General features: G+C 60.9%; 13 protein-coding genes. 10 read left to right on the forward strand and 3 right to left on the reverse strand.

Annotated elements, in window-relative coordinates:
• Positions 1-88 precede the first annotated feature (88 nt).
• The 7 genes from BLP23_RS01565 (at position 89) to BLP23_RS33550 (ending at position 8454) form a co-directional block, all read left to right on the forward strand.
• Entirely contained in the window at positions 89-877 is a 789-nt protein-coding gene (locus tag BLP23_RS01565; protein ID WP_092583250.1) for an SDR family oxidoreductase, read from the forward strand.
• Between the two features lie 162 nt (positions 878-1039).
• A complete protein-coding gene (locus tag BLP23_RS01570) occupies positions 1040-2305 on the forward strand; it encodes an efflux RND transporter periplasmic adaptor subunit (protein WP_092583251.1) in 1266 nt (421 codons plus the stop codon).
• The gene (locus tag BLP23_RS01575; protein WP_092583252.1) at positions 2302-5415 is read left to right on the forward strand and encodes an efflux RND transporter permease subunit; all 3114 of its coding nucleotides are present in this window, start codon (positions 2302-2304) and stop codon (positions 5413-5415) included. Before BLP23_RS01570 ends, BLP23_RS01575 begins: the two co-directional genes overlap by 4 nt.
• Before the next feature lie 293 nt (positions 5416-5708).
• The gene (locus BLP23_RS01580) at positions 5709-7001 is read left to right on the forward strand and encodes an Hsp70 family protein (RefSeq protein ID WP_092583253.1); all 1293 of its coding nucleotides are present in this window, start codon (positions 5709-5711) and stop codon (positions 6999-7001) included.
• Between the two features lie 57 nt (positions 7002-7058).
• The gene (locus BLP23_RS01585; RefSeq protein ID WP_092583254.1) at positions 7059-7934 is read left to right on the forward strand and encodes a uracil-DNA glycosylase; all 876 of its coding nucleotides are present in this window, start codon (positions 7059-7061) and stop codon (positions 7932-7934) included.
• Between the two features lie 133 nt (positions 7935-8067).
• Positions 8068-8259 carry a hypothetical protein gene (locus BLP23_RS01590; RefSeq protein WP_022714581.1) on the forward strand — a complete coding sequence of 64 codons (192 nt, stop codon included), beginning with the start codon at positions 8068-8070 and terminating at the stop codon, positions 8257-8259.
• A gap of 45 nt (positions 8260-8304) precedes the next feature.
• A complete protein-coding gene (locus tag BLP23_RS33550; RefSeq protein ID WP_167363814.1) occupies positions 8305-8454 on the forward strand; it encodes a hypothetical protein in 150 nt (49 codons plus the stop codon).
• On the opposite strand, the gene BLP23_RS01595 is transcribed toward BLP23_RS33550, so the two are convergent.
• Both BLP23_RS01595 and BLP23_RS01600 read right to left on the reverse strand, forming a co-directional pair.
• Complete coding sequence (locus BLP23_RS01595) at positions 8451-9341, reverse strand: hypothetical protein (RefSeq protein WP_167363815.1); 891 nt, start codon at positions 9339-9341, stop codon at positions 8451-8453. The two genes, BLP23_RS33550 and BLP23_RS01595, sit on opposite strands and share 4 nt — an antisense overlap.
• 212 nt (positions 9342-9553) lie before the next feature.
• The gene (locus BLP23_RS01600) at positions 9554-10492 is read right to left on the reverse strand and encodes a DMT family transporter (protein WP_092583255.1); all 939 of its coding nucleotides are present in this window, start codon (positions 10490-10492) and stop codon (positions 9554-9556) included.
• 304 nt (positions 10493-10796) lie between these two features.
• Between BLP23_RS01600 and BLP23_RS01605 the strand changes: the two genes are divergently transcribed.
• From BLP23_RS01605 to BLP23_RS01615, 3 genes are all read left to right on the forward strand, one after another.
• Positions 10797-11900: a methyl-accepting chemotaxis protein gene (locus BLP23_RS01605; protein ID WP_092583256.1), complete on the forward strand. Its 1104-nt coding sequence runs from the start codon at positions 10797-10799 to the stop codon at positions 11898-11900.
• 177 nt (positions 11901-12077) lie between these two features.
• Positions 12078-14726: an aminopeptidase N gene (pepN, locus tag BLP23_RS01610; protein WP_092583257.1), complete on the forward strand. Its 2649-nt coding sequence runs from the start codon at positions 12078-12080 to the stop codon at positions 14724-14726.
• Between the two features lie 182 nt (positions 14727-14908).
• Positions 14909-17227, forward strand: a complete 2319-nt coding sequence (locus BLP23_RS01615; protein WP_092583258.1) for a PAS domain-containing sensor histidine kinase — start codon at positions 14909-14911, stop codon at positions 17225-17227.
• Here BLP23_RS01615 and BLP23_RS01620 read toward each other — a convergent pair.
• Positions 17224-20178, reverse strand: coding sequence for a bifunctional [glutamine synthetase] adenylyltransferase/[glutamine synthetase]-adenylyl-L-tyrosine phosphorylase (locus BLP23_RS01620; protein ID WP_092583259.1), 2955 nt, complete (start codon positions 20176-20178; stop codon positions 17224-17226). The genes BLP23_RS01615 and BLP23_RS01620 overlap by 4 nt on opposite strands.
• Between the last annotated feature and the right edge of the window lie 22 nt (positions 20179-20200).

The raw sequence follows: 20200 nt of genomic DNA on the forward strand, positions 1-20200 counted from the left end.
TTATTCTTCGGTGAATGAGAGCCAGAAGCACCCTTCCCTTTTCCGTCGGCTGCGCCTTATACAGAAGCCGAAGCATCTGGAGGACATCATGGATCTCGGAATCAACGGCAAACGCGCACTCGTTCTGGCTTCGTCGCGCGGGCTTGGCCATGGCATTGCGGTCGCACTTTCACGCGAAGGCGCAAACGTGCTTCTGTGTGGCCGCAGCGGTGATCAGCTGGAGGCGAACTGCAAGGCGATCAACGCCGAGGGCAACGGCAAGGCCGACTGGATCTGGGCTGATCTGTCTGACGAGAAATTCGTCGAGACGGTGACTGCGGCCGTCAACGAAAAGTTCGGCGGCCTGGACATCCTGGTGAACAATACCGGCGGCCCGACCCCCGGAACGACCGAGGACATGACGCCTGAGAAGCTCGAGACTTATTTCTTCTCGATGGTGCTGCGCGTCATTTCACTGACCAACGCCCTGCTTCCCGGCATGAAGGCGCAAGGTTGGGGCCGCATCCTTACCGTCGCCTCGTCTGGTGTCATAGAGCCCATCGCCAATTTAGCGCTTTCCAACACGCTGCGCCCTGCCCTTGCCGGCTGGTCGAAGACGCTCGCCTCGGAAGTCGCAAGCCACGGCGTGACGGCCAATTTGCTTTTGCCGGGCAGTATCCTCACCGGACGCCTTGACGAGCTTGATGGCGCGGCTGCCAAGCGCACTGGCAAAAGCATGGAAGACGTCCGCAGCGACAAGGAAGCGCGCATTCCGGTTGGCCGCTATGGCAAGGTGGAAGAATTCGCAGCAACCGCCGCTTTCCTTTGCAGCCAACCAGCGAGCTACATCACCGGCTCACTGGTCCGTTGCGACGGCGGTGCGGCGCGTTCGGTTTGACCGTAAACGCGAGATGGGCGTCACGCTGATCATTACGAAAATTTAAGCCATTATAACCACTTAGTGATTGCGGCTGGCGGATTATGTCTTTTTCGCGCCGCAATGCGGGCGGCTCAATCCGGACCGGAAACTTCGCGCAACCCGTCAAGACCGGTCTCACACATGAAGAAATTTTGGATCACCTTCAGCATTATTGCTGTTACGGCCGTCAGCATTTGGCAATTCGGAGAAAGGGTTCCCTTCGTCGACCAGCTTCCGTACGTCTCGCAGTTGGTCAGGGCGCCTGCGCAACAAGGCGGCAAGGCGCAAGCGGACCAGCAAGTCGGCGGGCAGCATAACCGGCGGGGAGGCAGCGGCCCGACGCTCGTGAAAACGGTCGCCGCCGTAAAGACAGTGCTGCCTCGAGACGTCACGGCCTCGGGTTGGGCGGAAGCCGACAACACCACCACGATCGCCGCGCAGGAACAGGGCCTTGTCACCTCGATCGTCGCGACCGACGGCGCCACCGTCAAGCAAGGCGACCTGATCGTCAAGCTCGACGACCGGCCGGCGCAAGCGGCGGTCGACAAGGATAAAGCGACGATCATCCGAGACACAGCGACGCTTTCGGAAGCCGAAACCGCTCTGACACGCGCAGCCGATCTCCTGGCGCAAAAGGCCGGCACTCAGCAGAGCTACGACCAGGCCAAGGCCGCTCGCGACACGGCTGCCGCCACCGTCGAGGCCGACAAGGCCTCGCTCGCCTCCGATCAGGTTCTACTCGAACACACGCAAATCCGCGCGCCTTTCGACGGCCGCCTTGGCGACATCGCGGTCAGCCCTGGAGCTTTCGTCGGTGCCGGAACGGCGATCGTGACGATTGCCCAATATGATCCGATCTATGTGAAGTTCCATCTGCAGGAACGCGATCTGCGCCAGTTGAAGCTATCGCTCGCCACCGGACCCGTCGAGGTCACGACCACACCGGACTCGACGAAGGGCAGCGTGCGCCGCGGCGCGATCAGCTTCTATGACAATACGGTCGACACTGCTTCCGGCACGATCCTCGCAAAGGCGCGCTTCGAAAACGCGACCGGCGCGCTCTGGCCCGGGCAATCCGTCAATCTCGTCGTTCACTTCAACAATAAAGAACAGCAGGTCGTCGTACCGACCGTCGCCGTCAGCCCCGGCGCCGACGGGTTCTTTTCTTATGTCGTGAAGGATGAAAAGGTGCAGATGACGCCCGTCACGGTCGCCCGCGAGAACGGCGGTTTCACTGCCGTTTCCGCCGGGCTCTCGGAAGGCGATCACGTCGTCATCGAGGGACAGGCGCAGCTTGCCGACCAGCAGCATGTCGACGAGCAATTCGATGACAAGGCGCTGAACGTCGCCTCCGCCGACCAGCCGGCTCACCAGTCCGAAACCCTGGCGGCGGAGGCAGAACAATGATCCCGAATTTCTGCATCCGGCGGCCGGTTGCGACGACCCTTCTCGCCATCGGCGTGGTCCTTGCAGGTCTTGCAGGTTACCGGCTTGTGCCAGTCGCGGCCTTGCCGCAGGTCGACTTCCCGACGATCAACGTCTCGGCCGCCCTCACCGGCGCCTCGCCGCAGACCATGGCGACTTCGGTTGCAACGCCGTTGATCAAGCAGTTCCAGACCATCCCCGGCATCAGCGAGATCAGCGCGACAAATTCGCTCGGCAATACCAGTATCATTCTGCAGTTTGACCTCGACCGCAACATCGATGCGGCCGCGGCCGACGTGCAGGCCGCAATCTCGCATGCGACCCGGCAGTTGCCGGACAACATGACGACGCCGCCGAGCTACCGCAAGACAAACCCGGCCGACGCGCCGGTGATGCTGCTTGCCGTGCAGAGCGATACGATGCCGCGCAGCAAGCTCGACGCAATCGCCGAAGACATCATCTCGCCGTCGCTCTCCACCCTGCCCGGCGTGGCCGAAGTGACCGTGTTCGGCGCACAGACTTATGCCGTCCGCGTCGAGGTCGATCCCAACAAGCTGCTTGCCCGCAACATCGGCATCGATACGGTCAACCAGGCAATCAGCGCCGCCAATAGCCAGGTGCCGGTCGGCACGCTGCAGAACGACGCGCAGAGCATGACGATCAACGCCGACACGCAGCGTACCAACGCAGCGCAATTCCGCTCGCTGGTGATCGCAAACCCGAACGGGGCGCCGATTCATCTCGGCGACATCGCCAAGGTGGAAGACAGCGTCGAGAACCAGAATACCGGCAGCTGGTACGACGGCAACCGCGGCATCATCCTCGCCATCCAGCGCCAACCGGATGCGAACACGGTCGAGGTCGTCGATGCGATCAACGCCAAACTGCCGACGCTGCATGCCGAGATACCGTCGTCGGTCACCACCAAGGTCATGAACGATTCCGCCAAGCCGATCCGCGACGCGATTTCCGATGTAAAGTTCACCCTGATGCTGACGATTGGCCTCGTTGTGCTCGTTATCTACCTCTTTACCGGCCATTTGACCGCAACGGTCATTCCGGGCCTTGCCGTTCCGCTCTCGCTGATCTCGACCTTCGGCATGATGTACGTGCTCGGCTACAGCGTCGATAACATCTCGCTTCTCGGATTGACGCTCGCGGTCGGCCTCGTGGTGGATGATGCGATCGTGATGCTGGAAAACATTCTTAGGCATGTCGAAGAGGGAATGCCGGTCCTCGATGCGGCGATCAAGGGCGCCGGCGAGGTCAGCTACACAATCATTTCGATGTCGGTCTCCCTGATTGCGGTCTTTATCCCGATCCTGTTGATGGGCGGGGTCGTCGGCCGCATCTTCAACGAATTCGGCATGGTCGTCGCATTGGCGATCGTCGCATCCGCCATCGTCTCGCTGACGGTAACGCCGATGCTCGGCTCGCGGCTTTCCAGCGGCAAGGGCACCCCGCCCCTCTTCGTCCGCTGGTTCGATGCGGGCTTTGAACGCACGCTCAGCGGTTACGATCGGGCGGTTGCGTGGTGCCTCGGCCACCGGCCTGCGATCCTTGGCCTGTTCCTCGCTTCGATCGGTTTGAACGCCTATCTGTTCATGACGCTGCCCTCCAGCTTCTTCCCGACCGAAGACATCGGCCGGCTGAACATCTCCACAAGAGCACGCCAGGACATCTCCTATCCGGCGATGGTCGCCTTGCAGAACGAGGCCGCCGCGATCGTGAAACAGAATCCGGCGGTCAATCACGTCATGTCAATCGTCGGCGGCAATGCGCGCAGCCCGCTCAACAATGGCACGATGTATGTCGAGCTGAAGGACAAGGCGCAGCGTCCGCCGCTTGACCAGACCTTGCGCGAATTGCGCTCCAGCATCGGCAAGGTGCCCGGCCTGCAAGCCTTCATCACGCCGCAGCAGAGCCTGCGCTTCGGCGGTCGTCAGACCGCAAGCCAGTATCAGCTCGTCGTTCAGGCACTCAGCGCCGACCAGACCAATCTCTGGGCCAATAAAATCCAGCAGGCAATGCGCGGCGATCCGCGCTTCACCGACGTGACAACCGATGCGCAGAACAACGCGCTGCAGGCCAATATCGTCGTCGATTCCGAAAAGGCAGCCGCCTTCGGCATCGATAACAGCCAGCTGCGCACGACCCTGCAGGAATCGTTCAGCGGTTATACGGCAGCGCAAATCCAATCCACCGGCGACAGCTACGACGTCATCGTCGAATACGATACCAACAAGCCCTGGGACGATCAGAAGCTTCAGGATATCCGGGTCGCCTCAACCAACGGCACGCTGGTCCCGTTGTCGAATTTCGCGAGGGTCGAGCGAAACACCGGACCGGTGACGATCAACCAGACGGGTCAGCTCGTCTCGACAACGGTTTCGTTCAACCTACCTGCCGATGAGGCGCTGGGTGACGCAACGGCCGCGATCGATCAGATCAAGAAGGACATCAACATGCCGGCGGACGTCTTCACGTCCTACGGCGGTACGGCGCAGATCTTCGAGCAGTCGCAAGGCAACACGCCGCTTCTGATCCTCGCCGCGGTGCTGACGATCTATGTGGTCCTCGGCGTTCTCTACGAGAGCTTCATCCACCCGCTCACCATTCTGTCCGGCCTGCCGGCCGCCGCTCTGGGCGCACTTCTGGCTCTGAAGGTGATGGGCTTCGACCTCTCGCTCATCGCGCTCATCGGCCTCCTGATGTTGATCGGCATCGTGAAGAAGAACGCGATCATGATGATCGACGTGGCGCTGGAGAACCTGCGCTCCACATCGATGTCGCCTATGGAGGCCATTCACGAGGCCTGCGTGCGACGCTTCCGGCCGATCATGATGACGACCTTCTGTGCGCTTCTCGGCGCTCTTCCGATCGCGCTCGGCACCGGTGCCAGCTCCGAGCTGCGCCAGCCTTTGGGTGTCGCCGTCGTCGGCGGCCTCATTGTTTCCCAGGCTCTGACACTCTTCATTACACCCGTTATTTTCATCGAAATGGGCCGGCTGAACAGCTGGCTTCAAAAGCTTTGGCAGCGAAAGAAGCCGATGCCGGACGAAGAGGAGCCGACGGCGATCGCGGCGGAGTGATCTTTTGGTCGGGCTTTCGCGCATTGCCTCCCACCCTAACTTTCTCCGCACCAGCAGGGAGAGAGGACGCGCCTTTCTCGACGTCGCAAAAGCGGGCAAACCAGCGCGTCATATGCTCTTTGCCGCGGGGCCAAGGCGGCCACCACCAGATTGGCACAACGACCCTCGCCTTCCCTCTTGAATGTGTCGCCCCTCTGTGGCATCACGCGCCTCCTAAATTCCGGGCGCGCGTGCGTCCTTCATGCGGAGCACGACTCCGGTCTCAATCACAATCGGCATGAAGAGGTGCGGGCATGGCTCAGGCGCTGGGTTTCGACTTCGGCACGACGAACACGGTTCTCGCCACGGCCAATGGCGGGACGACGCATTCTATGGCGTTCACCAGCGCGGAAGGCACGGCCGAAAGCATGCGCACGGCTCTTTCCTTCATGAAGGATCCGCAGCTCGGCACATCGGCCCTGAAGGTCGAGGCCGGGCATGCGGCGATCCGCCAGTTCATCGACAATCCCGGCGATTGCCGCTTCCTCCAGTCAATCAAGACCTTTGCGGCAAGCGCCCTCTTCCAGGGCACGCTGATCTTTGCCAAGCGCCACAGCTTCGAAGACCTGATGGAGGTCTTCATCCGGCGGCTGCGCGCCTATGCGGGCGAAAACTGGTCGACAGATGTGACGCGCATCGTTACCGGGCGGCCGGTGCACTTCGCCGGCGCCAATCCCGATCCGGCGCTCGCAACCGAACGCTACAACAAAGCGCTCTTGCGCTTCGGTTTTCCGGAAATCCACTACGTCTACGAACCGGTTGCCGCCGCCTTCTACTTCGCGCAGAACCTGAAGTCGGACGCGACGGTGCTCGTGGCCGATTTCGGCGGCGGCACGACGGACTATTCGCTGATCCGCTTCGAAACCGTTGCCGGCAAACTCACGGCAACGCCGGTTGGCCATTCGGGCGTCGGCGTCGCGGGCGATCACTTCGACTACCGGATGATAGACAACATCGTCGCGCCGCAGATCGGCAAGGGGAGTCATTTCAAAAGCTTCGACAAGATTCTTGAGGTGCCGTCGAACTATTATTCGAGTTTTGGCCGCTGGAACCAGCTTTCTATCTTCAAGACCTCGCGCGAATTCGAGGATCTGAAGAAACTGGTCCGCACGGCGCTCGAACCGGAGAAGCTCGAGATCTTCGTCGATCTCGTCGATCACGACGAGGGCTATCCGCTCTATCAGGCGATCTCCGCCACCAAGATGGCACTGTCTTCGGCAGACGAAGCACCATTCGATTTCGGCCCGCTCGGCCGCGGTGGCCATCGCATCATTTGCCGAAAGGACTTCGAAAGCTGGATCGCGGAGGATCTGGCTCGTATCGAAGGCACGCTGGACGACGTTCTGGAGAAGACAGAAACCAAGCCCGGCGAAATCGATAAGGTCTTCCTGACCGGCGGCACATCCTTCGTGCCTGCCGTCCGCCGCATCTTCACCGAACGCTTCGACGCCGGCAAGATCGAAACCGGCGGCGAGCTCCTCTCCATTGCCCACGGGCTTGCGCTGATCGGCGAACGCGACGACATCGCGCAATGGACTGTGCAATAGCCGCAGAGCACGGCACCTGCCCTTTCATTGCTGCTGCCACTTCGCTAAGGTCGCCGCATGGTCTCCGTCAACGAACTTTCTCCGGCCGAGCTTGCCGCGCTTTTGTATTTCCATGCAGAAGCCGGCGTCGAATGGCTGCTGGAGGAGGAGGCTGTCGACCGCTTCGCCGAGTTCGGGGCGATAAAGGCAGCGCGGCGCAACGCCGCCGCTCCTCCGCAAAGCCCGACCCAGCCCGAGCGGCCGGCGGCGGCGCAACGCCAAGCCGCAACGCCGGCTGAGCGCGCATCCCCTCGGCCGCAGCCTGCCATTCCTGATGGCGAAGCCGTGCAGCACGCGCGCTTTGCGGCCGAGAGTGCGCGATCGCTCGCCGAGCTCAAAACCGCGATCGAGGCCTTCAACGGCTGCAATCTCAAGCACAGTGCACGTTCGACGATCTTTGCGACGGGCAACGCTGCTAGCGGCATTATGGTGATCGGCTCGGCACCTGGCGCCGACGATGACCGTGAGGGCACGCCTTTTGCCGGGCGCGGGGGAGAACTTCTCAACAGGATGCTGGCGGCCATTGGGCTCGATCGCGACGCCATTCTTCTGACGCAGGTCATTCCCTGGCGCCCGCCAGGCAACCGTGTCGCCTCTGTCGCCGAGATGGAAATCTGCCGTCCCTTCATCGAACGCCAGATCGCCCTTGCCGAACCGAAGGTAATCCTGCTGTTCGGCAATTTCGCCGCCCGCTTCTTCTTCGGCGAGAACGACACCATTCACGGCCTGCGTGGGCAGTGGAATGAGATCGGAGCCGGGACGCTGACGATACCGGCAATCGCGACGCTGCACCCGCAGGATCTCCTGACCGCGCCGATCAACAAGCGGCTGGCTTGGAGTGATCTCCTGGCATTTCAGGCACGGCTTAAGTCGCTCGACCTGATTAGAAAATAGACAGATATTAAGTTTTGATGAAACGACCCATGCATTTCCGGCATGGCTGTATCCTATTTTGGCGCATTGCAGAATCGATGCTGCACTGCAATATATAGTCTGTCTTGGGAGGAATCTGACAGGAACCAAGGCAATGAACGCAAGTTTTCGTCCTATACATTGCGGGTTTGAAACCCTCCGTCTGGCAAGTGATCCGGCTCGCACCACGCAAGGCTACAGCCGCTTGGGCTTTGCGACCAACGAGCAGATGATCGCCCGTGGGACCGGGATCGGCGGCCGCACGACGCGGCCCTCCGCAATCTTCGTGGATTTCCAGGAATACTGAGATAAGCCCTGGGCCCGGCCTCGGGCGCGCGATCGGAGTTTTGTGATGTCTGCAGTTTTCGTTTCGCTTCTGCGCAATATCGACACGATCGAGCATATCCGCGCTGCCGTGTGCGCCGCGAAGGAGTATCAGCGCGAACTTTCTATCGCCAAGCCGGATTCGCTGGTCAAAGAAATCGCGGCGATCGCGCTTTAAGCTTGCGCCAGCACCTTGGCCGGCACACCCTCCAGTTTTGCCCGGGCAACGTGAAAGGCGTCCTCGACATAGGCGAACTTGACAGCCTGCCAGCCGCAATATTCCCTGACGAAATCGCGCGACACCCATAACTGCGTCTTCCTGGGCTCGTCGTACCAGCCAAGGCAGCCTTGTTGCACTGCCTTTGCAAAAAGGCGCTGCAGGTGCGTTCGCGACATCATGAAATCGCCGGCCAGGTTGCGCGTTTCGACGCGGCCAACGTCGAACCGATCCGTGTCGGCACCGTTAAGGTCAATTCGTGCCATGAGATGGTCCACTACCAGACCGCCCGCTTCCGTCCAAAGGAAGAGAGCAATTGGCTCCGGAGGCTCCCGCCAGGCGGTATCTTCGAGGCAGCTGCGGGCAACCAGCGGCTGGGCAATCCGAAGAAGCTCCGGATGCGCCTGCAGGTAGCCGGCGCGATCGCCGTGGTCCAACATGTCGAGGGCGGCGAGATTGGCGAGAAGCCAGCCGTACATTGCCTGATTACTGACTTCGGCCGGCTCGAAATGGCGCGGGCGGCGGCGCTCTTCGCCCGGCGCATAGGTAATGAAGCGATAGGTGAAGAGCTCTTCGATGAAGTTCAAAACCGTGTTGCGGCTCGCGACCTTGTGTTGTGTTATCAGCGTCGTCAGCGAAACTGCGGAAAAACCCGAAGAGGGATCGCCAGGATCGTACTGCATGGCGAGAGCATAGGCCGTCTGTGTGAGGAGCCAGCGTTGGTGGGAGGTGAGCAAACGGGCAAGACGCGGACCGGCTTGGAACATGCCGCGCAAGGTTCCGGCCAGATGACGGATGCTGAGCAGAAAATCAGGGTGCCGCGCCAGTTCTTCTGCCGTAAATTTCATGGGCGTCCCGCTCGCAAGCCAGCGTTCGGAGCAGCTAAGGACGGGGACCAGGATCCGGCATCAGCGACCAATCAGACATGCAAGGCTTTGAATAAATGAAGTTTCGTCATATTTAGAAACCACAATTGGGGGCCGATTGGTATCCTTAAATTTCGCGAGTGCCGTCCCGGCCGGGTAGGACAACCGGCGGGCGGATTTCTGCCTTGATCCGATCAGGGCTGCGGCGTTCCGGCTTTCCGGGCTTTGCGGCGTTCCAACCCGAGTTGATGCTCGCGGTAGATGATGAATATGCCGGCTGCGATGACGATCGCCGTTCCGACCATCATATGGACGCCCGGGACATCGCCAAACACGAAATAGGCGACAATGCCGCCAAGCAGGATCGACGTGTATTCGAACGGCGCCACTGTCGACACATCAGCGTGACGGTAGCTCTCCGTCAGAAGGATTTGCCCGACGCCGCCGCAAAAGCCTGCGCAGACCAGGAGAAACTTCGTGTTAAGATCGAGCGAGGCCCAGCCGAACGGCAGCGTCGCTAGCGAGAAGAGCGATGCGATCATCGAGAAATAGAGAACGATTGTCGCCGTCCTCTCCTCTTCGACGAGCTTGCGGACCTGGATCATCGCCATGCCGGCAAGCACAGCGGACATCAGGACGCACAACGCCCCGACTCCCTGCTCTGCCTCCATGCCGCCCTGCCTGAAAAGCGTAAGCTTGGGCCATGAGACGATGGCAACGCCTATGATACCGAAGAAAACCGCACTCCAACGGTATATTCTGACCGTCTCCCCGAGGAAGACTGCCGCGAATATGACAGCGACCAAGGGTGTCGCATAGCCGAGCGCAATCGCCTCGGGCAACGGCAGATGCAGTAGGCCGTAAAAGCCGAAGCCCATGGAAAGGATGCCGATCGTGCCCCGCTTCAGATGGCCAATCGGATTTGCCGTATAAATGGCCGCCCGCAACTGTCCGCGATAAGCAAGATAACCCATGATCGGGAAGAGCGCGAAGAAGGAGCGATAGAAGGTCACCTGGCCCGGCGCGACATCGGAACCGGCGAGCTTGATGAAGGTCTGCATGCCGAGGAAGACCACCACCGATGAGACCTTCATCAGGATTCCTCTCATCGGGTTTTCGAAAGCCGACTGCATGTCAGAAACTCGCGCACCAGTTATTTGAAGCGGGGAAATACGTCAGACTCGACGCAACATGACTGTGACAGGCGCTGCGCCCGAAGAACAGGCCAAAAGTGAAAAAAGAACCCAGCGCATTCAGCTTCCTCGCATTGAGCGCACAACTGCACAAAAAATCAGCACAGATGAGATATGCCCAAAAAAGGTTTGTTGAACATTTCAACTCTTAATCTTTTGAAAACCATAAGCTCGCATTGATTTCATCAATATCGCAGCGCCCATCTTCATGACCGCCACTTCAATTGTTGCCAGGATCACCTCCATGATGCCGCTTAAGACAAGCGATCAGACACAGCAGGCCGCAACGCCGCGTTCCATGCGCATTGTGACGGAAGGGATCGGTACCGATCTTGAGCGTTTCAGTTTAGCCAACACGCATGTGGTGAAGCAGATCAAGCTGCTGGCGATCAACGCACTGATCGAGGCCGCTCGCGCGGGCGAGACCGGCAAGGGCTTTGCCGTCGTTGCCAACGAGGTGCAGCGTCTGGCGCAGGTTGCAAGCGATATCGCGGGAAAATTCGAGAGTAACGTCCTTGGCCGCATCGGGCTGTCGCGGACGATGGCGGAATCGCTGGTGAACGAGATGGAAGGCGTGAGGTTGACGGACCTTGCGCAAACCCTCGTCCAGCTTATCGTGCGCAACCTCTTCGAACGGACGGCTGACGTGCGATGGTGGGCAACCGATACCGCATTGTGGCAGGCCCTGCAGGAGCCGGGCAGCGACAAGGCGAGATTCGCCTCCGAGCGGCTCGGCGTGATAAACCGGTTCTACACGGTCTATCTTGATCTGGTGCTGACCGATCTTTCCGGGCGTATCGTCGCCTCGGCAAATCCCGAGTTCCAGCGCAAAGTCACCAACCGTTCGCTTGCCGGCGCCGCCTGGTTCCAGGCGGCGGCGCATTGCAAGTGCGGCGACGACTACATCGTCGACGAGGTCCGCCCCAGCCCGCTGCACGACGGCCGGACCGCGCTTGTCTATGCCACCGGCGTCCGCGACGGCGGCAAAGTCGACGGGGCGATCGTCGGGACGCTCGGTGTCTATTTCGACTGGCAGAGCCAGGGGCAGGCGATCGTCGACAAAGAGGCCAACCTGCCGCCGCAGGTCGCGGAAAAGACGACCGTCATGCTACTCGATGGCGCAAGCAGGATCATCGCCGCAAGCAATCCGGCGCTTCTCTTCACGCACTTCGCGCTGCAAAATCAGACAGGCCAATCCCGCGGCAGCTACTACGACAACAACGGATCGATCGTCGCCTTTGCGAAGACCTTGGGATACGAAGACTATGACGGTCTCGGGTGGCACGGCGTCGTCGTCCAGAAGACAGAAGACGATGCTGCCATAAGGGCCGCGCTCAATCTCAGATAGTGCACACTCGTCCGCTGGTCATCCAAGCATCTCCGCCAATTGCGGCCATCAAAACTTGCACTCCCTCCATTTCGCTTTAAGTTTAGTTCAGACTTTAATGTGATGATGCTGCAAAACCTACGGCAGAGCATTCGCGTCTGTCCCAGCCCATATCGATAAAGGTCTTCAGGGAACACTATGCGTACAGACACGGGCCAGGTCATCAATCTGGCAGACTACCGCCCCACCGATTTCGTTCTCGAACGCGTGGACCTGACCTTCGAGCTTGATCCCACAGAAACCAAAGTCGAAGCGCGATTGATCTTCCATCGCCGCGAAGGTGCCGATCCGAAGGCGCCGCTTGTTCTCGACGGCGACGAGCTTTCACTTTCCGGCCTGCTGTTCGACCAGATGGAAATGCCAGCGGAGCAATATACGGCGACAGCCGATAGCCTGGTCGTCTACAACCTTCCTGCAGCCGACCCCTTCGAACTGACGATCTCGACGATCATCAATCCGCAAGCCAATACCCAGCTGATGGGCCTCTACCGCACCGGCGGCATCTACTGCACCCAATGCGAGGCCGAGGGCTTCCGCCGCATCACCTATTTCCCAGACCGTCCGGATGTCCTGGCGCCCTATACTGTCAACATCATCGCCGACAAGGCCGCCAATCCGCTTCTGCTTTCCAACGGCAACTTCCTCGGCGGCGCCGGCTATGGCGAAGGCAAGCATTTCGCGGCCTGGTTCGATCCGCATCCGAAGCCGAGCTATCTCTTCGCGCTCGTCGCCGGCGATCTCGGCGTCATCGAGGACACGTTCACGACGATGTCCGGCCGGGAGGTCGCACTGAAGATCTATGTCGAGCACGGCAAGGAGCCGCGTGCTGCCTATGCCATGGACGCCCTGAAGCGCTCCATGAAGTGGGACGAGGAGGCCTTCGGACGCGAATACGATCTCGACATCTTCATGATCGTCGCCGTTTCCGACTTCAACATGGGGGCGATGGAGAACAAGGGCCTCAATATCTTCAACGACAAATACGTTCTCGCCGATCCGGAAACCGCAACCGATGCCGACTACGCCAATATCGAAGCAATCATCGCACATGAATATTTCCACAACTGGACCGGCAACCGCATTACCTGCCGCGACTGGTTCCAGCTCTGCCTCAAGGAAGGCCTGACCGTCTATCGCGACCATGAATTCTCGTCCGATCAGCGCTCGCGTCCCGTCAAGCGCATTGCCGAGGTCCGGCATCTGAAGTCGGAACAGTTCCCGGAAGACGCCGGCCCTCTCGCCCACCCGGTTCGTCCGACGAAGTATCGGGAAATCAATAACTTCTATACGACAACGGTTTACGAGAAGGGCAGCGAAGTCACCCGCATGATCGCCACCTTGCTGGGCAAGGAGACCTTCAAGAAGGGCATGGACATCTATTTCGATCGCCATGACGGACAGGCGGTCACGATCGAGGATTTCGTCAAGTGCTTCGAGGATGCGAGCGGCCGCGACCTTGCACAGTTCTCGCTTTGGTACCACCAGGCCGGCACGCCGCTCGTCACCGCCTCCGGCAGCTACGATGCGACCGCCAAGACCTTCAGCCTGTCACTGGAGCAGATGGTTCCGGCGACGCCGGGCCAAACCGACAAGAAGCCGATGCATATCCCGCTCAGCCTTGCCCTCTTCGGCGAGAACGGCGGCAAGATCGAGCCGGCCTCCGTCGAGGGAGCCGAATTTACCGGAGAGGTGCTGCATCTCATCGGCAGAACGCAGACTGCCGTTCTCCATGGAATCGGATCTCGGCCGGTCGTTTCGATCAACCGCAGCTTTTCGGCGCCGATCAACCTGCATCTCGACCAAAGCCCCGCCGACCTCGCGCTGCTCGCCCGTCACGAGACGGACCATTTCGCTCGCTGGCAGGCGCTGACCGATCTGGCGTTGCCGAACCTGCTGAAGGCAGCGCGCGATGCCCGTGAAGGCAAAGCGGTTGCCTGCGAACAGACCTCCATCGATGCACTGCTTCATGCTGCCGCCGACGAGAGCCTTGAGCCCGCCTTCCGCGCCCAGGCGCTCGCCCTGCCGAGCGAATCCGACATCTCCCGCGAACTCGGCAGCAACAACGATCCGGACGCGATCCATGCCGGGCGCCAGGCCGTCATGAAGCAGATTGCAGATCGTGGCATCGCAATCTTTACCGGCCTCTTCGAGAAAATGACAACGCCGGGCGACTTCAGCCCTGACGCAAAGAGCGCTGGCCGCCGGGCGCTGCGCAATGCGGCGCTGACCTACCTTTCCTATGTGGAAAATGGCCCAGCACGCGCCAAGGCTGCGTTCGACGCCGCCAACAACATGACCGAGCGGCTGCACGCGCTGACGGTCCTGGCTCACCGCTTTCCCGAAAGCGATGAAGCGATCACCGCTCTTTCAACATTCCGGGACCATTTCGCGGAGAACGCCCTTGTCATCGACAAGTGGTTCTCCGTGCAGGCAACCATCCCTGGCCCCAGCGCGCTCGACCGGGTCCGCAAGCTGATGGAAAGTCCACTCTTCAAGCGCACCAATCCGAACCGCGTTCGCGCCCTTGTCGGCACGTTTGCCTTCACCAATCCCACCGGCTTCGGCCGGGCCGATGGCGAAGGCTATCGATTCCTGGCGCGCGAGATTCTCGATATCGACCAGCGTAATCCGCAGCTTGCCGCCCGCATCCTCACATCCATGCGTTCATGGCGGTCGCTGGAGCCGGTGCGCGCTGGTTTGGCCCGGGCTGCCCTGACGGAGATCGAACACGCACCGGCGCTTTCGACGGACGTGCGCGACATCGTCGAGCGCACGTTGAAGGGGTGATTTGCTCGCCACAGGCGCCGCGCGACCCTGCGGCGCTTCGAAACGTCTCGGCGAAAAATCAGCACTTATAGATAGTTAACAGATTTTTACCTTTCCCTCTGGACACGGCGAATCAGTAATGATTCATTGAGTGAGGTTCGAGCGAGCGGCGCTGCGAATCGCACGAGGGATCAAGGCTAGTGATGATGAACGTGCGGCGGGCAACTGCGGCCGGAGGGCGGCTGCGGGTTGATTTTGAGGGGCTTCGTGCCTGGCACGGCAATGCCTCCAACCGCACCGCGGCGATCTCCAAGCCGATAGCAAACCGCCTTCCGCACACCGAAGTCATCCTAAAGCGCGCCATCCCGGCACTGATCGTGGCCTTTCTTGCCGTCGTCGCAGCCTCGCATCTTTTCGGGATGATGTCGGAATATGCCCGCATGGGCGCAGCCGCCCGGCATGCGACCGCACTTTCGGCCGCGACCGCCGCGGCCGTATTTGCCGATTCCAGCGATCTCTTCGACAACGGCAGAGCCGCCGAAGCCCAAGCGAAACTTGCGAAATTCCTGCCACAGGACCGTCTCGGCAGCGGCTCCTTCATTCTGCTCGTGCAGACGAGCGGCAAAGTCTTCGCCGCGTCCACCGCGGGCCTTGCCTATGTCGGATCGAATGCCGGCGATTTCTTTCCCGAGGTTTCGGCCATCCGCCGCTTCGGGGATCGGGCCGGCGTCATTGAGACGACGATCAGCGGCAATCCGCATTACGCCGAAATCACCCTGGTCGGCAGCACCGGCGGCTATATCATCGCAGCAACCTCGCTGGACGAGGTCGGCAGGCTCTGGCGCGAAGAGCTGACGCTCAACGTGACGCTGTTTGCCGGCATTTCTTCGATCTTGCTGGTGATCCTTTACGCCTACTACATGCAGGTCAAGCGCGCCCGGGACGCCGACGAGATCTTCGTCGAATCAAACCAACGCGTCGAGACAGCACTTTCGCGCGGCCGCTGCGGGCTTTGGGATTTCGATTTCGACAGCCGCGAATTCTTCTGGTCGCGTTCGATGTACGGCATGCTCGGCCTGCCGGCTTCCGACAAATCGATTTCCTTCGGCGACGCGGCACGGCTGATGCATCCCGAAGACGGTGGGCTGCACGAAATCGCGCGCTCGATCGCCAAGGGCAGTTCCGGCCAGGTCGACCAGATCTTCCGCATGCGCCATGCCGGCGGCCACTATGTGTGGATGCGCGCGCGCGCCCAGATGATCCGCAGCAATTCTGGCCGCGTCCACATGATCGGCATCGCGATGGACGTGACCGAGCAGCATCGCCTCGCGCAGCGCTACGCCGAGGCCGACCAGCGCCTTGCGGATGCGATCGAATGCACGTCGGAAGCCTTCGTTCTCTGGGACAAGAATGACCGCCTGGTGATGTGCAACGCCCACTTCCAGCAGGCCTACGGACTCCCCGACAGCGTCCTCGTTCCGGGCACCGAGCGCAGCGTGGTCAACGCCGCAGCCGCCCGGCCGGTCATCGAGCGCCGCATGGCGAATGCCGATGGCGCCGGCCATTCGCGCACGACCGAGGTCCAGCTTGCCGACGAGCGCTGGCTGCAGATCAACGAACGCCGCACCCGCGACGGCGGCATGGTTTCGGTCGGTACCGACATTACGCTTCTGAAGCGCAACCAGGAGCGCCTGCGCGAATCCGAGCGGCGTCTCATCGCGACCATCGGCGACCTCAAGTCATCGCGTCAGACGCTCGAAAGTCAGAAAGCCGCTCTTTCGGTCGCAAACGCCAACTACCAGGCCGAGAAGGAACGCGCGGAAGCGGCGAACAGGGCGAAGTCGGAATTCCTTGCCAACATGTCGCATGAGCTGCGCACGCCGCTCAACGCCATCCTCGGCTTTTCCGAAATTCTACAAAACCAGATGTTCGGCCCCCTCGGTTCACTGAAATACGACGAGTATGCCCGCGACATCCATGACAGCGGCAAGCACCTGCTCAACGTCATCAACGATATCCTGGATATGTCGAAGATCGAGGCAGGGCACATGAAATTACACCGCGAGAAGATCGATCTTGCGCCGCTGATCGAGGAAAGCCTGCGCTTCACCGCCATTCCGGCGGCTCAGAAGAACATCGTCATCGAGCAGCGCGTTTGTGATGGCATGACGCTGACGGCAGACCGCCGCGCCATGAAACAGATCCTCCTCAACCTTCTCTCCAATGCGGTGAAGTTCACCAACGACGGCGGCCGTATCGCGCTGCGCACCCGCCGCGATGCGGCAGGCGTCGTCGTCACGATCGCCGACACCGGGATCGGCATCCCGCACGAAGCGCTCACCAAGATCGGCCAACCTTTCGAGCAGGTTCAGAGCCAATATGCCAAGAGCAAGGGCGGTTCCGGCCTCGGCCTCGCCATCTCCCGCTCGCTCACGGCACTTCACGACGGCAAGATGCGCATCCGTTCGCGTGAGGCGATCGGCACCGTCGTCTCGTTCCGCATTCCGGACGGAGCGCGTTAGGAATTCACAGTCGTCTGGAATATCTTCCGGACAGCCTTCGAAAGCCGTTTGACCTCGCCTTCAAGCGTCTTGACGTCCGGGCAATCCCCTGCCCTGCACACCAGTTCGGTCAGCCCGGACGGCGCCTCGGCGGGATTGAAAGGCCCATCGATGCAAAGCCGGATCAGCTGCGACAGCTCCGTATAGAGCGAGAACGCCTCCAGGCAAAGGTCGAGGTCGGCCGCCGGCATGAGCTTCGCCCCGAGCGTCTTCAGCGCCTCACCCGTATTCATCCCGCCGATCTTCGCCGTGACGTTCCTGGCCGGCGCGATCAGCGCCAGATATTGGGCGATGAATTCGATATCGATCACGCCGCCCGCGATAAGTTTCAGATCCCAGATGCCATCCGGCGCTTTCTCCTTGTCGATAAGTTCGCGCATCTCAGCGACGTCGCGGCTCACCTTTGCGGCATCGCGTCTCTTTGAGAGCACATCGCGGATAATCTGCTCCGCTTCGCTCATCAGGCTGTGATCACCACAGATCAAACGGGCGCGGCTAAGCGCCATATGCTCCCATGTCCACGCCTCGTCGCGCTGGTATTTCTCGAAAGACCTGATGCGCGTGGCGACCGGACCCTTATTTCCCGAGGGGCGAAGCCGCATGTCCACTTCGTAGAGAACGCCTTCGGCGGTCGGCGCCGAGAACGCCGCGATCAGCCGCTGCGTCATGCGGGTAAAGTAACGCGCGGCATCCAATGGCCTCCCGCCGTCGGATTCGGAAGCGGCATCGTCATAGTCGTAGAGCAGGATGAGATCGATGTCGGAGCCCGCCGTGAGCTCGAAGCTGCCAAGCTTGCCCATGCCGGCAATGGCGACCTTGCCGCCGGGAAAATCGCCGTGCGCCGCCCGCATTTCCTGCCTGACCGCATCGAGCGCGGCCTCGATCGCAAGGTCGGCCAGATGGGTGAAGGCGCGCGCTCCCATCAGCCCGTTGATGGCGCCGGTCAAGAGCCGGATGCCGATCAGGAAGCGCTGCTCGGCCGCAAAGATGCGCAGCCGGTCCAGGACCTCCTCGTAGTGGCCCGCCTGAGCCAGCGATGCCTTCAAACGTTCGCCGAGATAGTCACGCGTCGGCAGCTCCGCCATCAGTCCCGGATCGAGCATGCCGTCGAAGACGTGCGGCTTGGCGGCGATCACGTCTGCAAGCTTTGGCGCCGAGGACATGATGTTGACGATCAGCGAAAGCAGCGCCGGATTGCTGCCGAGCAGGGAGAAAAGCTGAATACCGGCCGGCAGGCCGGAAATGAAGCTGTCGAAGCGCAGCAGCGCTTCGTCAGCTCGCTTGCTTTCGCCGAAGACGCGAAGCAGCTCCGGCGCGAGCTCCGTCAGCCGCTCCCGTGCTTCGACGGATTGCGTCGCGCGATAGCGGCCGTAATGCCAAGTGCGGATAATGCGGGAAATATCGGACGTACGCTTGAAGCCGAGCTTCTTCAGCGTCTCCAGCGTATCCGGATCGTCGGCCTGGCCCGTGAACACCAGATTTCCGGTATCGGTCGACAGCCTGGTCTCCTGCTCGAAGAGCCGCGCATAGCGCCGCTCCACGGTCCGCAGCACCTCCACCAACCGCTCAGCAAAACTTGGCGTATCCGTAAAGCCCATCATGAAGGCAATGCGCTTCAGATCGGCCTCTGTTTCCGGCAGCAAATGCGTCTGCTCGTCGCGCACCATCTGGATGCGGTGTTCCACATCGCGGAGAAACCAGTAGGCCTCCGTCAGTTCATCGCGCGTTTCTGCATCGATCCATTTCGCCTTGGTCAGTTCGGCAAGCGTTTCCTCCGTGCCGCGGCTGCGCAGCGCGGGCATGCGCCCGCCGGCGATCAGCTGTTGGGTCTGCACGAAGAATTCGATCTCGCGGATGCCGCCGCGACCGAGCTTGACATTGTGCCCTTTGACCGCAATCGCGCCGTGGCCCTTGTGCGCGTGGATCTGCCGCTTGATCGAGTGGATGTCTGCGATCGCCGCATAGTCCAGATATTTGCGGAAGACGAAGGGCGCAAGGCCGCGCACGAACCCCTCTCCCGCCTTCATATCCCCGGCAACGGGCCGCGCCTTGATGAAGGCTGCCCTCTCCCAATTCTGACCGCGCCCCTCATAGTAGATCATCGCGGCATCGACCGGGATCGCAAGCGGCGTCGAGCCGGGATCGGGACGCAGGCGCAGATCGGCACGGAAAACATATCCGTCGGCCGTCCGCTCCTGAAGGATTCGCACCAGCCGCCGCATCATCCGCGGAAAGATGTCGATCGCATCATCCGGATCAGGCACGATGCCGGCATGCTCGTCGAAGAAAACCACAAGATCGATATCGGACGAATAGTTCAGTTCCGATGCGCCGAGCTTTCCCATCCCGAGCACGACCAGACCGGAACCTTCGCTCGGATTTTCGGCGTCCTTCAATTGCAGTTTGCCGGCCTCATGGGCAGACAGCAGCAGATGGTCGATCGCGGCTTTAACCGAGGCTTCGGCCAGAGCGCTCAGCCAAGCCGTCGTCTGCCGCCCGTCGAAGAGACCAGCGAGATCGGCGAGAGCGACGAGAAACGCCATTTTCCGCTTGATGATCCGCAATCGGCTCATGACCGCAGATTCGGCAGGAGAAATCCCGTCTTCGGGCTTCCAGCAGTCGCGCGCCTCAGCGATCAGCACTTCGATCTGCGGCTCGACCGGCGATGAAATCGCAGCAGCGAGAACCGCATTGTCGATATTGGCAATCTCGCGAAGATAGGGCGAAAGCGTCAGTACCGCAGCGATGAAGTCGGATAGCGGACCACCTGCCTTCAGCATCGCCGCGACCGCCGGTTCGTGTCTGCCGATATCCTGAAGGTCGACCTGCGCCAGCTTGAGTTCGGATTGGTTCAACGGGCGCAATAGACCGCCACCCACATCCTTCAGGTTATGTGTCGATTTCGTCAGCATTTCACCTCCCGGTGCGGCCGCG

The sequence above is a fragment of the Rhizobium mongolense subsp. loessense genome (genome assembly GCF_900099775.1).
GTDB classification, from domain to species: Bacteria; Pseudomonadota; Alphaproteobacteria; order Rhizobiales; family Rhizobiaceae; genus Rhizobium; species Rhizobium loessense.

Coding starts and splice junctions, on each gene's coding strand:
- BLP23_RS01600 (WP_092583255.1), bottom strand. CDS start 10,492: ATGCAGTCGGCTTTCGAAAACCCGATGAGAGGAATCCTGATGAAGGTC.
- pepN (WP_092583257.1), top strand. CDS start 12,078: ATGCGTACAGACACGGGCCAGGTCATCAATCTGGCAGACTACCGCCCC.
- BLP23_RS01565 (WP_092583250.1), top strand. CDS start 89: ATGGATCTCGGAATCAACGGCAAACGCGCACTCGTTCTGGCTTCGTCG.
- BLP23_RS01580 (WP_092583253.1), top strand. CDS start 5,709: ATGGCTCAGGCGCTGGGTTTCGACTTCGGCACGACGAACACGGTTCTC.
- BLP23_RS01570 (WP_092583251.1), top strand. CDS start 1,040: ATGAAGAAATTTTGGATCACCTTCAGCATTATTGCTGTTACGGCCGTC.
- BLP23_RS01595 (WP_167363815.1), bottom strand. CDS start 9,341: ATGAAATTTACGGCAGAAGAACTGGCGCGGCACCCTGATTTTCTGCTC.
- BLP23_RS01615 (WP_092583258.1), top strand. CDS start 14,909: ATGATGAACGTGCGGCGGGCAACTGCGGCCGGAGGGCGGCTGCGGGTT.
- BLP23_RS01585 (WP_092583254.1), top strand. CDS start 7,059: ATGGTCTCCGTCAACGAACTTTCTCCGGCCGAGCTTGCCGCGCTTTTG.
- BLP23_RS01590 (WP_022714581.1), top strand. CDS start 8,068: ATGAACGCAAGTTTTCGTCCTATACATTGCGGGTTTGAAACCCTCCGT.
- BLP23_RS01605 (WP_092583256.1), top strand. CDS start 10,797: ATGATGCCGCTTAAGACAAGCGATCAGACACAGCAGGCCGCAACGCCG.
- BLP23_RS33550 (WP_167363814.1), top strand. CDS start 8,305: ATGTCTGCAGTTTTCGTTTCGCTTCTGCGCAATATCGACACGATCGAG.
- BLP23_RS01575 (WP_092583252.1), top strand. CDS start 2,302: ATGATCCCGAATTTCTGCATCCGGCGGCCGGTTGCGACGACCCTTCTC.
- BLP23_RS01620 (WP_092583259.1), bottom strand. CDS start 20,178: ATGCTGACGAAATCGACACATAACCTGAAGGATGTGGGTGGCGGTCTA.